The organism is Flavimobilis soli, from assembly GCF_002564025.1.
GTDB classification, from domain to species: Bacteria; Actinomycetota; Actinomycetes; order Actinomycetales; family Cellulomonadaceae; genus Flavimobilis; species Flavimobilis soli.
In genome coordinates this window covers 2,805,813-2,818,680 of the sequence record NZ_PDJH01000001.1, presented here as the reverse complement: position 1 = coordinate 2,818,680, position 12,868 = coordinate 2,805,813, and the positions used below count along the sequence as shown (strand labels likewise).

General features: G+C 74.0%; 13 protein-coding genes. 4 read left to right on the top strand and 9 right to left on the bottom strand.

The window, feature by feature from the left end; translation table 11 throughout:
* Window positions 1-116: 116 nt before the first annotated feature.
* From ATL41_RS12685 to ATL41_RS12665, 5 genes are all read right to left on the bottom strand, one after another.
* Window positions 117-614, bottom strand: coding sequence for a hypothetical protein (locus ATL41_RS12685; protein ID WP_098458791.1), 498 nt, complete (start codon window positions 612-614; stop codon window positions 117-119).
* Entirely contained in the window at window positions 611-1,117 is a 507-nt protein-coding gene (coaD, locus tag ATL41_RS12680; RefSeq protein WP_098458790.1) for a pantetheine-phosphate adenylyltransferase, read from the bottom strand. The genes ATL41_RS12685 and coaD overlap by 4 nt, the downstream gene beginning before the upstream one ends.
* Window positions 1,118-1,199: 82 nt before the next feature.
* Window positions 1,200-1,772 (bottom strand): 16S rRNA (guanine(966)-N(2))-methyltransferase RsmD, encoded by a 573-nt coding sequence (rsmD, locus tag ATL41_RS12675; RefSeq protein WP_098458789.1) that lies wholly within the window; start codon window positions 1,770-1,772, stop codon window positions 1,200-1,202.
* A 51-nt stretch (window positions 1,773-1,823) separates the two neighbouring features.
* On the bottom strand, window positions 1,824-4,040 hold the full coding sequence (locus ATL41_RS12670) for an ATP-dependent DNA helicase RecG (RefSeq protein ID WP_098458788.1): 2,217 nt from the start codon (window positions 4,038-4,040) through the stop codon (window positions 1,824-1,826).
* Entirely contained in the window at window positions 4,037-5,599 is a 1,563-nt protein-coding gene (locus ATL41_RS12665) for a DAK2 domain-containing protein (RefSeq protein ID WP_169924567.1), read from the bottom strand. Before ATL41_RS12665 ends, ATL41_RS12670 begins: the two co-directional genes overlap by 4 nt.
* Window positions 5,600-5,896: 297 nt before the next feature.
* On the opposite strand from ATL41_RS12665, the gene rpmB reads away from it, so the two are divergent.
* Together rpmB and ATL41_RS12655 are read left to right on the top strand one after the other, a co-directional pair.
* Window positions 5,897-6,088: a 50S ribosomal protein L28 gene (gene rpmB, locus ATL41_RS12660; RefSeq protein ID WP_098458786.1), complete on the top strand. Its 192-nt coding sequence runs from the start codon at window positions 5,897-5,899 to the stop codon at window positions 6,086-6,088.
* Window positions 6,089-6,239: 151 nt separating this feature from the next.
* Window positions 6,240-6,761, top strand: coding sequence for a GNAT family N-acetyltransferase (locus ATL41_RS12655; protein WP_098458785.1), 522 nt, complete (start codon window positions 6,240-6,242; stop codon window positions 6,759-6,761).
* A 128-nt stretch (window positions 6,762-6,889) separates the two neighbouring features.
* On the opposite strand, the gene ATL41_RS12650 is transcribed toward ATL41_RS12655, so the two are convergent.
* Complete coding sequence (locus tag ATL41_RS12650; RefSeq protein ID WP_245854840.1) at window positions 6,890-7,918, bottom strand: thiamine-phosphate kinase; 1,029 nt, start codon at window positions 7,916-7,918, stop codon at window positions 6,890-6,892.
* Window positions 7,919-7,958: 40 nt separating this feature from the next.
* On the opposite strand from ATL41_RS12650, the gene ATL41_RS12645 reads away from it, so the two are divergent.
* Complete coding sequence (locus ATL41_RS12645; RefSeq protein WP_098458784.1) at window positions 7,959-8,456, top strand: DUF3515 domain-containing protein; 498 nt, start codon at window positions 7,959-7,961, stop codon at window positions 8,454-8,456.
* Between the two features lie 109 nt (window positions 8,457-8,565).
* Here the strand turns inward: ATL41_RS12645 and ATL41_RS12640 are convergent, their stop codons facing one another.
* Window positions 8,566-9,744, bottom strand: a complete 1,179-nt coding sequence (locus tag ATL41_RS12640) for a D-alanine--D-alanine ligase family protein (RefSeq protein WP_098458783.1) — start codon at window positions 9,742-9,744, stop codon at window positions 8,566-8,568.
* 75 nt (window positions 9,745-9,819) lie between these two features.
* On the opposite strand from ATL41_RS12640, the gene ATL41_RS12635 reads away from it, so the two are divergent.
* Window positions 9,820-10,980, top strand: coding sequence for a trans-sulfuration enzyme family protein (locus tag ATL41_RS12635; protein ID WP_098458782.1), 1,161 nt, complete (start codon window positions 9,820-9,822; stop codon window positions 10,978-10,980).
* A 77-nt stretch (window positions 10,981-11,057) separates the two neighbouring features.
* Here the strand turns inward: ATL41_RS12635 and ATL41_RS12630 are convergent, their stop codons facing one another.
* The gene (locus ATL41_RS12630; protein WP_281253881.1) at window positions 11,058-12,101 is read right to left on the bottom strand and encodes an NAD(P)H-dependent glycerol-3-phosphate dehydrogenase; all 1,044 of its coding nucleotides are present in this window, start codon (window positions 12,099-12,101) and stop codon (window positions 11,058-11,060) included.
* On the bottom strand, window positions 12,094-12,852 hold the full coding sequence (locus ATL41_RS12625; protein WP_245854838.1) for a lysophospholipid acyltransferase family protein: 759 nt from the start codon (window positions 12,850-12,852) through the stop codon (window positions 12,094-12,096). The genes ATL41_RS12630 and ATL41_RS12625 overlap by 8 nt, the downstream gene beginning before the upstream one ends.
* Window positions 12,853-12,868: the final 16 nt, after the last annotated feature.

The following is a 12,868-nucleotide window of genomic DNA, read 5'->3' as shown; positions in this document are numbered from 1 at the left end:
CGTTCTGGTGTCCACGGTTCTCACTCCTGCTCGGTTGCCTCGCCCTCCGGCGGGACCGGAGAACACCCCATCTTAGTGGCCTGACGCCGTCGCACCTGGTGGGCCGCGTGTGAGGTCTAGCGCTCCTGCTCGGAATCAGCCGCGTCGTCGAGGCGCTCGGCCAGGCGCGCCCGGCCGGCCTGGACCTGCGTGAGGACCTTGCCGAGGTCGATCTCGAACTCGGCGAGCCTGCGGTCGCAGTAGTCGTCCGCCTCGTGGCGCAGCCGTGCGCTCTCCTCCTGGGCCCGCTCGACGATCTCGTGGGCGTGAGCCTGCGCCTGGACGGCGACCTGCTCCTGCGTGACGAGCTGTGCGGCGCGCGCCCGGGCGGCCGCGATGATGCGCTCGGCCTGCTCCTCGGCGTCGGCGAGCCGGCCGTCCGCCTCGGAGAGCACCTCGTCGGCGCGCGAGAGCTGTTCCGGCAGCGACGCACGGATCTGCTCGACGAGGTCCAGGACCTCGGCGCGGTTGACGAGGACTGACGCCGACATGGGCATGGCGCGGGCGGCGTGCACGACGTCGGTGAGCGCGTCGAGCAGCGCGATCGGGTCCTGGTGCCGCATGTCGTCGGTCATCGGCCTGCCTCCTGGGTTCGAGCGGCGAGGGCGGCGAGGGCGGCGCGGACGGCGTCCGCGACGCCGGGCGGCACGAGGTCGTCGATCGGTCCGCCGTAGCGGGCGACGTCCTTGACCATCGAGGACGCGACGTGCGCGAGCGCCTGGTCGCCGACGACGAAGACGGTCTCGACACCGGTGAGGTGGCGGTTCATCAGAGCCATGGGCGACTCGGCGTCGAGGTCGGCGCCGCCGCGCAGGCCCTTGACGATCGCTCGCGCGCCGACCTCGCGGCAGAAGTCGACGAGGAGCCCGGGCACGACGTCGACGCGCACGTTGGGCAGGTCCGCGACGGCGTCGCTCGCGAGCCGGACACGCGTCTCGGGGTCGAGGAGCGCGTTCTTGGCGGAGTTGCGGGCGACGCCCACGACGACCTCGTCGAAGAGAGACGAGGCGCGGCGGACCACGTCGAGGTGGCCGAGCGTGAAGGGGTCGAACGACCCGGGGCAGACGGCGACAGTCACGTTGTCACGGTAGTACAGGAACCTGCGACCGCACGGGGTGCGGGCGGGCGGCGTCGTGCGACGTCACGGGGCGCCGCGGACCTCAGGCCGGGGCGTCGTCCTCGGCAGGGCCCGCGAGCCAGACGCTCGTCTCGCCGTAGTCCTTGTGGGCGAGCGCCTCCCAGCCCGCAGGCCAGGTCGGCGGCGCCGACCGCTTGGACCGCTCGACGACGACGATCGCGCCCGGGGTGAGCATCCCCGGGCTCGCGAGCGCTTCGAGGACCGAGTCCACGACGTCTTCCGGGACGTCGTACGGCGGGTCGAGCAGGACGAGGTCCCACGGCGCCGGAGGCTGGCCCAGGACGAAGCGCTCAGCGCGGTCGAGGACGACCGTGACGGACGTGAGCCCGAGCTCCCGGACGTTGCGGCGACACACCTCGATCGCCTGACGCGACGAGTCGACGAGCGTGACGTGCGCGGCGCCGCGGCTCGCGGCCTCGAGGCCGAGCGCGCCCGAGCCGGCGTACAGGTCGAGGACGCGCGCCTCGTCGACGACGTCGAGGTGCTCGAGCCGGGAGAACAGCGCCTCGCGCACCTTCTCGCTCGTGGGTCTCGTGCCCTTCGGCGGCACCCGCAGGCTGCGTCCTCCGGCGGCGCCGGCCACGATTCTCGTCACGATCCCAGCGTAGAGGCACGCGAGGCCGCGGAGGGATACGCGCCCCCGACGTCAGGCACGTTCGAGGAACTCCGGGTCGACCTCGGCGAGGCGGGCGCGCACGGCGGCCGCGAGGCCGGGCCACGTCTCGAGGGTCGGGTCCTGCCCGACGAGCCCCTCGGCGTCGGCCCGCGCACGGGCGATGACGTCCGCGTCACGCACGACGCGCAAGAGGCGCAGCGACGTGCCGCGGCCCGACTGCGAGGCGCCGAGCACGTCACCCTCGCTGCGCGTCTCGAGGTCGAGCTGCGCGAGCTCGAAGCCATCGGTCGTCGCGGCGAGGCGCGTCAGACGCTCGAACGAGGGTGTGCCCTCCTCCGCGGACGTCACGAGGAAGCACGTGCCGGGGCGGTCGCCGCGGCCGACCCGGCCGCGGAGCTGGTGGAGCTGGGAGATGCCGAAGCGGTCGGCGTCGAAGATCACCATGACGGTCGCGGCGGGGACGTCGACGCCGACCTCGATCACCGTGGTCGACACGAGCACGGGGGAACGCCCGTGCGTGAAGTCCGTCATCACGCGGTCCTTGTCCGCAGGCGCGAGCCGACCGTGCATGACGCCGATGCCGGCGCCGCCCAGGGCGGGCTCGGCGGCGAGCTGCTCCGCGACCTCGAGCACCGCCCGCAGCGGCGGCCGGGGCCCCGCGCTCTCGTCCACGTCGACAGGTTCGCCACCGTCGTCGTCCGCGGCCCCCGCGTCGTCGGGGTCGATGCGTGGGCAGACGACGTAGGCAAGCTCGCCCGCGTCGAGGTGCTCACGGACGATCTGCCACACGCGCGCCATCCAGCGCGGTCGGTCCGCGAGCGCGACGTGCGTCGTCACGGGCGTTCGCCCCGCAGGGACCTCGGTCAGCGTCGAGACCTCGAGGTCGCCGAACACGGTCATCGCGACCGTGCGCGGGATCGGCGTCGCAGTCATGACGAGCATGTGGGGCGCAACCTCGGCGCGGTTGCGCAGCGCGTCGCGCTGCTCGACGCCGAAGCGGTGCTGCTCGTCGACGACGACGAGGCCCAGGTCGGCGAACTGCACCTTCTCGCCGAGGAGGGCGTGCGTGCCGACGACGATCCCCGCGCGGCCGGACGCGGCGTCCAGCAGCGCCTCCTTGCGCGCGGCCGCGCCGAGCGAGCCCGTGAGCAGCGTGACGCGCGTGGCGTTGTCGGCGCCGCCGAGCATGCCCTCCTGCGCGAGCGGGCCGAGCATCGTGGTGATCGTCCGGGCGTGCTGTGCCGCGAGCACCTCGGTCGGTGCGAGCAGCGCAGCCTGGCCGCCGGCGTCGACCACCTGGAGCATCGCGCGCAGCGCGACGATCGTCTTGCCCGAGCCGACGTCGCCCTGCAGCAGCCGCTGCATCGGGTGCGGCCGCTCGAGGTCGGCGGCGATCTCCCCGCCGACGGCACGCTGGCCGTCGGTCAGCGCGAACGGCAGCGCGGCGTCGAACTCGGCGAGCAGCGTGCCGCCGCCCGTGCGCGGGCGGGCCCGGGCGGGCAGGTCGACGGTGAGCGCGCGGCGTCGCACGAGCTCCGCCTGCAGGACGAGGGCCTCCTCGTAACGCAGCCGTGCGCGCGCCTTGTGGGCGTCCGCGACCGTGGCGGGCGTGTGGATGCTCTTCAGGGACTCGAAGAGCGACGGGTAGCCGTGCTTCGCCAGGAGCTCGGCAGGCACGGGGTCGGGAAGGTCCTCGGCGGTCAGCGGCCCGAGCACGACGCCGACGGCGTTCGCGACCTTCCACGACGCGATGCGCGTCGAGGCCGGGTAGATGGGGCTCGGTCGCGCGGTGCGCTCGTACGCCTCCTCCGCCGACTCCTCGTCCTCGTCGAGGAACCAGTAGTCGGGGTGCGTGAGCTGCGGCGCGCCGCGGTAGAGCTGGACGGTCCCCGAGAACAGCCCGGTGCGGCCCGGGACGAGCCGGCTCTCGTGGCTCCGCAGGAAGCCCGAGGACTTGCCGAAGAACGTGAGGCTCAGCTCGCGGGTCCCGTCGGTCACGCGCGTCTCGAGGAGCGCGCCGTGTCGCGCCCGCATCTGCCGGACGGTCGTCGAGACGATCCGCGCCATGACGGTCACGTGCGCGCCGTTCTCGAGCGAGCCGAGGTCCGTGAGCTCGCCAGGCTCCGCGTAGCGCCGCGGGTAGTGGCGCAGCAGGCTGGCTGCCGTCGTCAGGCCGAGGGTCTTGAGGCCGTCGGCGGTGCGTTTCCCGACGAGGCGCTCGAGCGGGGCCTCGGGATCGAAGGTCACAGCGCGCCCGCCCGGACGAGGGAGTCGGCGTGGCCGGAGGCGAGCGTGACGACCTCGACACCGAGCCCGCTCGCGAGGCGGTCGCTCGTGGCGTCGACGGTGGCCGGGGGTACGTGCGCGCCGACGAGGAGCATCGCGAGGCCGACCTCCCGCTCGGGCGCGCGGGCGACGAGGTCGGCGACGAGGGCGGCGGCGGCGTCGGCGTCGGCCTGCCCCCACGTGAGCGCCTCGACGGCGCCGCGCATCGCCGCGAGCGCCGCGTCGTCGTCCACCCCCTCCCCGAGCGCCTCCTCGCGCGCAGCGAGCGCCGCGACGACATGGAGGTCGTCGGGCACGACGATCGTGTCGACCGTGAGCCCGGGCAGGCGGTGCAGCGTGCGGCGCAGGGTCGCGGTCGAGTCCTGGCGCAGGATCGCGACGACCCGCTCGCTCGCGGCGTCCTCGAGGACGCGACGGAGCTCGTCGGGTGCCCACGACCGGTCCGTGCGTGCGAGGACGACCGCGCCGCTGCGCGCGGTCTCGGCGAGGAGCGCCGGGCTGCGGACGCCCGCGACGATGCCGACCCGGGAGCTGCCGCCCGTATCGACGGGGCGGGCGACGAGGTGCCGCACGCGGACCTGCCGCAACGTGGCGCCGCCCGCGGCGGCGAGGGCCGCGGCCGGGTCGTCCGTGTGGACGTGCGCCTGCCACAACCCGTTGCCGCCCACGACGACGACCGACTCACCGATCCGCTCGAGGCCGGCCCGTAGGCCGCGCGCGACGTCGGTGCTGCTGTCGGGAGCCGCCTCGACGACGTACATGACCTCGAACTCGCCGTCGGGGTCGTCGCTCGCGCCGTGCGCGTGCGCGGAGGCTTGCGCAGGCACGGGCACGCGTCCGCCTGCGACGACGAGCGCGGTCGGCAGCCCGGCAGCGTGGGCCTCCCCCGCCGACGACGGCGCGACTGCCGCGTGCAGGGCGCCGAGCACGAGCGTGAGGCCGTACGCGCCAGCGTCGAGGACACCGTGCCGCGCGAGAACGTCGAGCTGCCCGGGCGAGCCCAGCACAGCCTCGCGCGCGCCGGCGAGAGCGGCCTCGGCGACACGGACGACGTCGTGCGCCGTCTCGTCCGCCGCCTGCGCGGCGGCAGCCGCGGCCCCTGCCGCTGCGGTGAGCATCGTGCCGGGGGCGGGGCGTGCGACAGCCGCCATCGCGGCGTCGGCGCCTGCGCGCAGGGCGTCGGCGAGCAGGACCCCCGCCGGGGTGCGCGCGGGTCCGGAGAGAAGCGAGACGGACATGCCGCGCAGCAGCTCGCTCGCGATGATCCCGGAGTTGCCGCGGGCCGCGAGGAGCGCGCCCTGCGCGAAGTCCTCGAGGGCACCGGCGGCGTCCTGCTCGGCGGGGTCGATCGCTGCCGCTCCGGCGCTGATGGTCAGCCAGAGGTTCGTCCCGGTGTCGGAGTCCGCGACCGGGAACACGTTGGCCGCGTCGATGCGGTCCCGCGCGCCGGCGAGCGCCTCGGAGGCGAGCGTGCCCCACGCGCGCACGGCCCCGGCGTCGAACGCCCTGTCCTGCGTCACCGCTCTCCTCCCGCTGGCCTGGTCCGCCTGCTGCGTGCGAACCTCGACCACGATGCCACGAACCACCGACGGCAACGCGCTGGCACCGCCGTGTGACGAGCGTGACACGTGACGCGCCGACGTCAGGACCGCCGAAGTTTGAGGTCCCGGCACGTCTTCAGGTACTCTATCCAGGTTGCCCGGGTTGAACTCGGCACTTGCGCGCGCTCCGGACGGCCTCTGGCCAGCCAGGGCCGCGCCACCCACCGACCAGGTTTTCGCCGCGAACGCGGCGTTGCACGACTTTCAGGAGAGACAGTGGCCGCCAACTGCGACGTCTGCGCCAAGGGCCCGAGCTTCGGGCACTCCATCTCGCACTCGCACGTGCGCACCAAGCGCCGCTGGAACCCGAACATCCAGCGTGTGCGCGCGATCGTGAACGGCGCCCCCAAGCGCCTCAACGTGTGCACCTCGTGCCTCAAGGCCGGCAAGGTCCAGCGCCCCGCCTGAGCCGCACAGCTTCGTCGAGAGCCCGCGAACCGCACGGTTCGCGGGCTCTCGCGCTTTTGCGCGCCGGTACGCACAGGCCCGCGACCTGCCTTTCCCTGCGCTTTGCCATCGACCGGTTGGCGCATGACCGAATCGATGGCAGGCTGAACGCATGACGGACAGCGACGACCTCATCATCAGACCGGCGACCCTCGACGACGCGCGGCAGATCGCCCAGGTCAACGTCGCGTCGTGGCGCGAGGCCTACACGGGCATCGTCCCGGCCGAGTACCTCGCCTCTCTCGACCCCGCGGACCGCTACGAGCGGTCCGCCGCCCTCTTGAGCGACCCGAGCATCAGGACGTGGATCGCGACGAGCGACGGCACCGACGTCCTCGGCTTCGCGATGATCGGACCCGCACGCGACGAGGACGCCGAGCGCGGCGACATCGAGCTCTACTCCATCTACCTGGACCCCGACGCGTGGGGCCAGGGCATCGCCCGCGCGCTCCTGCGCACAGCCCTCGCAGCAGCGCCCGAAGACGTGCGCTTCTCCCTCTGGGTCCTCGAGGACAACGCGCGCGCCAGGCACTTCTACCGCCGCAACGGCCTCGTGCCCGACGGCGTCGAGCGCCGCGAGATGTTCGGCGACGTCGCTCTGACCGAGGTCAGGTACGTCCGCCCCACGAGCTGACGCAGCACCGCAGACGCGGCCCCGTCCGGAGGTCGCTCCAGGCGCGGCCGTCGTCGTCGAGCGGCGGTGCTGGACGTGCCGGCCCGAAAGGACGCGCCACGGGGGGCAGACAGCGCGCGCGTGCGGGCTCAGACCCGCGCGGTTCCTCCGAAGTGGTCCCAACCCCCGCCTCGCGCCGCGGCCTCGCCAGCGACGAGCACCTCGTGCTCGGAGCGCTCGACGACCTCGCCGACGACGCGGAAGCCCTCGGGCGGTCCGACCTCACGCGGCACGGTCGCGAGCATCCCGTGGTCCTCCCCGCCCGTGAGGATCCACGCGCGCACGAGCCCCGGGTCGCCGAGCCCCGGGTCCCCGAGCGCCGCGGCGACCGGCGCGAGCAGCTCCGCCTCGTCCGCGAAGGCCTCGAGCGGCTCGTCGAGCGCGAGCGTCACGCCCGACGCTGCCGCGATCCGGCGGGCGTCTCGCACGAGCCCGTCCGACACGTCGATCATCGCGCGCGCACCGGCGCGGGCCGCCGCGACCCCGGCATCGACGGCCGCGACCGGCCGGAGGTATCCCGCGCGCGCCGCCTCGGTCGCCTCATCAGCAGGGAGCGCCGCCGAGAGCGCCGCGAGCCCGGCCGCAGAGCGCCCCCGAACCCCGGCGTGCACGACGAGGTCCCCGGCCCGGGCGCCCGACCGAAGCACAGGGTCGCGTCCTTCGAGCGACCCGTGCACCGTGACCGCGACGACCGCTGCTGGACCGCCGCTCAGGTCGCCGCCCACGACGCCCGCGCCCCACGGTGCGGCCGCGTCGGACAACCCGCGCGCAAGATCCTCGACCCAGCGCACCTCGACGTCACCCGGGAGGGTGAGCGCGACGACGAGCGCCGTCGGCACCGCGCCCATCGCCGCGACGTCCGCCAGGTTCTGCATCGCGGCACGCCACCCGACGTCATAGCCAGAGGACCACTCGCGTCGGAAGTGCCGGTCCTCGACGAGCACGTCCGTCGACACGACGGTGCGACCGTCGGGCGCGGCGACGACCGCGGCGTCGTCGCCAGGCCCGACGAGCGTCGCGCGGGCGTCGGCGAGCAGCGGGAACACGCGCGCCAGGAGCTCGGTCTCGGACAGCTCAGCGACGGTCGCCCCGGTCAGGTCGGGCGGGTTCGGATGCACCTGGTCACGCTAGCGCAGCCGGGGCCGGTACCGTGGTGACGTGCCGTCGCTCGCCCCCCGCTCCCCCGCCAGGTCCTCGCGCCCTCGCCGCTGGACGGGCGCCCTCGCCGCCGTCGGCCTCGTCGCCCTCGGCGCGTGCACGCCGACGATCACGGTCGAGGTCGCCCCGGACGCGACCGACCCGCTGTGCGCGTCGATCGTGCTCGCCCTCCCCGAGAAGCTCGGCGGCGCCGAGCGCCTGCGAACGACGAGCCAGGCAACCGCGGCCTGGGGCGTGCAGAGCAGCGCGATCACCCTGCGCTGCGGGGTCGAGCCGCCCGGGCCGACGACCGAGGCCTGCCAGGCGATCGAGGACGCGTCGGGCACGAGCGTCGACTGGCTCGTCGTCGAGGACGAGGACGAGGGCTCGTGGACCTTCACCACGTACGGTCGTGTCCCGGCGGTCGAGGTCACGGTGCCCGACGGCGTCGCGACGGCACCCGTCGTCGACCTCAACCGCTCGGTGAGCCTCGCCCCGCAGTCGCGGCACTGCTACTGAGCGGCGCGAGGCGTTCGCGTCCCGGCGCGGAGGCCGCAGTGGCCGCTGAGCGAGCCAGCCGACCGACCGGCGAGCCCGCGGGACGCTGCCCTCGTACGGCGTGCTCCGGTCAGCGCAGGCCGGTCGGGCGCTCGAGCGCGAGCTCGATGAGCTCGTCGATCAGGTCGGCGTACGGCAGGCCCGTGCGCTCCCACATCCGCGGGTACATCGAGAACGGCGTGAAGCCGGGCATCGTGTTGATCTCGTTGACGATCACGTCGCCGTCGGCCGTCACGAACACGTCGACGCGGGCGAGGCCCTCGCAGCCGACCGCCTCGAACGTGCGCACCGCGAGCTCGCGGACGCGCTCGACGAGCTCGGGCGACAGGTCCGCAGGGCACGTGAGCTCGACCGACGACTCGTCGAGGTACTTCGCCTCGAAGTCGTAGAAGGCGTGCTTGTCGCCGTGCACGACGATCTCGCCCGGGAGCGAGGCGCGAGCCCGCTCACCGGCGCGCCCACCGAGGACCGCGCACTCGATCTCGCGGCCGACGACGCCCTGCTCGACGATGACCTTCGGGTCGTGCCGGCGGGCCTCCTCGATCGCCGCGGGCAGGTCCGCGAGGTCCGCGACACGCGTGATGCCGAGGCTCGAGCCCGCACGCGCGGGCTTGACGAAAACGGGCAGGCCGAGCTTCTCGATCTCGGCACGGCAGCCCGCCTCGTCGCGCTCCCACCGGCCCGGGAGGATGACCGTCCACGGCGCGACCGGCAGGCCACGTCCCGCGAGGACGATCTTCATGAAGTCCTTGTCCATGCCGACCGCCGACGCGAGCACGCCCGCGCCGACGTAACGCACGTCGGACATCTCGAGGAGGCCCTGGAGCGTGCCGTCCTCGCCGAACGGGCCGTGCAGCAGCGGCAGGACGACGTCGACGTCTCCGATCGCCGACGGCACCTGGCCGGGCTCGATCACCTGGAGCGTGCGCTCCCCCGACGCCATCGGCAGGACGACGTCGCCGTCGGAGCCCGGCACGAACGGCAGCGTCCCGTCCGTGATGGCCCAGCGGTCAGGGTCGTCGACCGCGAGCACCCACTGGCCCTGCGTGGTGATGCCGACCGGGACGACGTCCCAGCGCTCACGGTCGATCGCACGCAGGACGGCTCCCGCCGTCGCGCAAGAGATCGCATGCTCCCCCGAGCGCCCGCCGAACAGGACCATGACGCGACGACGCGCTTCCTGCGGGGTGGGGACGGGCGAGACGGCAGTGGTCGGGGCGGCGCCGGGCGCCGGTGCGTTCGTGTCCATCACCTCCGAGCCTACCCGTCGGACAGGGCTCGGACGCGGACGACGGGCGCGGCTGCCGCGGCGTACGCTCGCGCCATGACCGAGCAGCACGCAGCCGCCCACCCGCAGGACTCGCTCGCCGCGTCGACGCGCGCCGTCGTCGTCGGACGCCCCGGCCGTGAGCAAGGAGCGCCGGTCAACCCGCCGGTCGTCCTGTCCTCGACGTACGTGTCCGCAGGAATCCAGGGCCCGGGCGAGAAGCTCTACGCCCGCATCGGCACCGAGACGTGGGAGCCGTTCGAGGAGGCCGTCGCGTCGCTCGAGTCGACGGAGCTGCCGGGCGTCGTGCTGTCGTCGGGCATGGCAGCGATCGCGGCGGTCGTATCCCTCGTGCCGGCGGGCGGGCGCATCGTCGTCGCGCGCCACGCCTACCAGGTGACGCTCGGCCTGTTCGACGACCTCGCGGAGCGCTACGGCACGACGGTCGTGCGCGTCGACATCGACGACACCGATGCGGTCGTCGCCGAGCTCGGGGGCGCGGACCTGCTGTGGGTCGAGTCGCCCACGAACCCGATGCTCGAGGTCGCGGACATCCCCGCGCTCGTCGCCGCCGGCCACGAGGCCGGAGCTCTCGTGGCGGTCGACAGCACGTTCGCCACACCGCTCGTCCAGCGCCCGCTCGAGATGGGCGCCGACGTCGTCGTGCACTCCGCGACGAAGTACCTCGCCGGCCACTCGGACGTCGTCCTCGGCGTCGTCGTGTCGCGCGACGCCAGGATCGTCGACGCCGTGCGCGCCTACCGCACGCTCCACGGCGCGATCGCCGGGCCGTTCGAGGTGTGGCTCGCGCTGCGCGGGCTGCGTACGCTCGCGCTGCGCGTCGAGCGCTCTCAGGCCAACGCCGCCGAGATCGCAGCGCGTCTCCACGGTCACCCCGCCGTCGTCGACGTGCGGCACCCGAGCCTGCCCGGTGACCCCGGGCACGAGCGCGCCACCAGCCTCATGGAGGGCTACGGGTCGATCATCGGCCTGCGGCCGCTCGGCGGGGCCGACGGCGCGGACAAGGTCGTCGACGCGCTGCGGCTGTGGGTCCCCGCGACGAGCCTCGGCGGCGTCGAGTCGAGCCTCGAGCGGCGCCGGCGCTTCGCTACCGAGTCGCTGACGGTCCCCGAGGACCTGCTGCGGATGAGCGTCGGTGTCGAGGACGTCGAGGACCTGTGGGCAGACCTGGACGCCGCGCTGCGCACGCTCCTGTGACAGCAGCCCGCGCCCGCTGAGTCGCGTGCGCCGGCTGGGGCAGCCCGTCCCGGTGCGCCGAGGTGCAGAGCCGCGGCTCAGAGGCCTTCCGCGCGCTTCGGTCGCGCGAGCAGCGACATCGCCATCTCCTCGACGGGCATGCCCTCGTGCAGGACGGCGGCGACCGCCGCGGTGATCGGCATCTCGACGCCGTGAGCGTGCGCGAGCTCGAGCACGGACCGCGAGGACTTCACGCCCTCGGCCGTGCCGCCGGTCGCGGCGATCGCCTCGTCGAGCGTGAGCCCCGCGCCGATGTGCTTGCCGAGCGTGTGGTTGCGCGACAGGGGCGACGCGCACGTCGCCATGAGGTCGCCCATGCCGGCGAGGCCGGGGAACGTCTCGACGTTCGCGCCGAGCGCGAGCCCGAGCCGGGTGATCTCGACGAGCCCGCGTGTGATGACCGTCGCGGTCGTGTTGAGACCGTAGCCGCAGCCCTGCGCGATGCCGACGGCCACCGCGATGACGTTCTTGACCGCTCCGCACAGCTCGACGCCGACGACGTCGGCGTTCGTGTACGGGCGGAAGTACGGCGTCGAGCACGCGCGGGCGACGAGCGCTGTCGCGCCCGGGTCCGTGCCTGCGACGACCGTCGCGGTCGGCTGACGCTCGGCGATCTCGCGCGCGAGGTTGGGGCCGGAGACCACGACCACGCGGGACTCGTCGATGCCGAGCGCCTCGGACACGACCTCGCTCATGCGGCGGTCCGTGTCGAGCTCGACACCCTTCATGAGCGACACGACGACGGCGCCGTCGGGCACGTCGTCGCGCAGGGCGGTGAGGGTCTCCCGCGCGCTCTGCGACGGGATCGCGACGACGACGAGGTCGGCGCCCGCGAGGGCCTCCGCTGCGTCGGTCGTCGCGCGGATCGCCTCGGGGAGGCGGATGCCCGGGAGGTTGCGGGAGTTGCGGTGCTCGCGCTCGATCTGGTCGCAGACCTGCTGGCTGCGGCCCCAGATCGTGACGTCGCAACCGGCGTCCGCGAGGACCATCGCGAAGGTCGTGCCCCAGGCACCGGACCCGAGCACGACGGCGCGCACCGGCGCGTCCGGCTGCCCGGCCGTCGCGTTCGTCGCGTCAGGCACGGGGCTCGCCCGGCTCGTCGGTCGGCTTCTCGTCGAGGACGCGCTCGCCCGTGCGAGGGTCGACCCGCCCCGCGGGCGCCTTCTCCTGGCGGATCTCCTCGAGGAGGCGCGTGATCGCGTCCATGACGCGGTTGGTCGCCTCGTGGAGGGTCGCGGCGTCGCGAGGGCGGTCGTAGAGGTCCGCGAGGTCGACGGGCGCGCCTGCCCACACGCTCACGAGCTTGCGCGGGAACGGCCGGAACTTCTTCGAGTACTGCGGGAGGATCTCCTGCATGCCCCACTGCGCGATCGGGATCACCGGCACGCGGGCCTCGAGGGCGAGGCGGGCGACACCGGTCTTCGCGACCATCGGCCACAGGTCCGGGTCACGCGTGAGCGTCCCCTCCGGGAAGACGGCGACGCACGAACCCTCGCGCAGCGCCTCCACACCCGTGCTCAGCGAGTGGGCCGCCGAGCTGGAGTTCCGCAGCACGGGGATCTGACCCGTACGAAGGAGCAGCTTGCCGACGACAGGGATCTTGAACAGCGACGCCTTCGCGAGGACGCGCGGCGCATGACCGTGGTCGTACAGGAAGTGCGCGAACGTCAACGGGTCGATGTTCGTCATGTGGTTGCCCGCCGCGATGAACCCGCCGGACGACGGCAGGTGCTCCGCGCCTCGCCAGTCACGCTTGGTGATCGAGAACAGGAACGGCCGGAGGATCCCCGCGATGATGCGGTACGTCCGGCTAGCGGGATGAGCGATCGTCACGAGCAGCGATCCTACC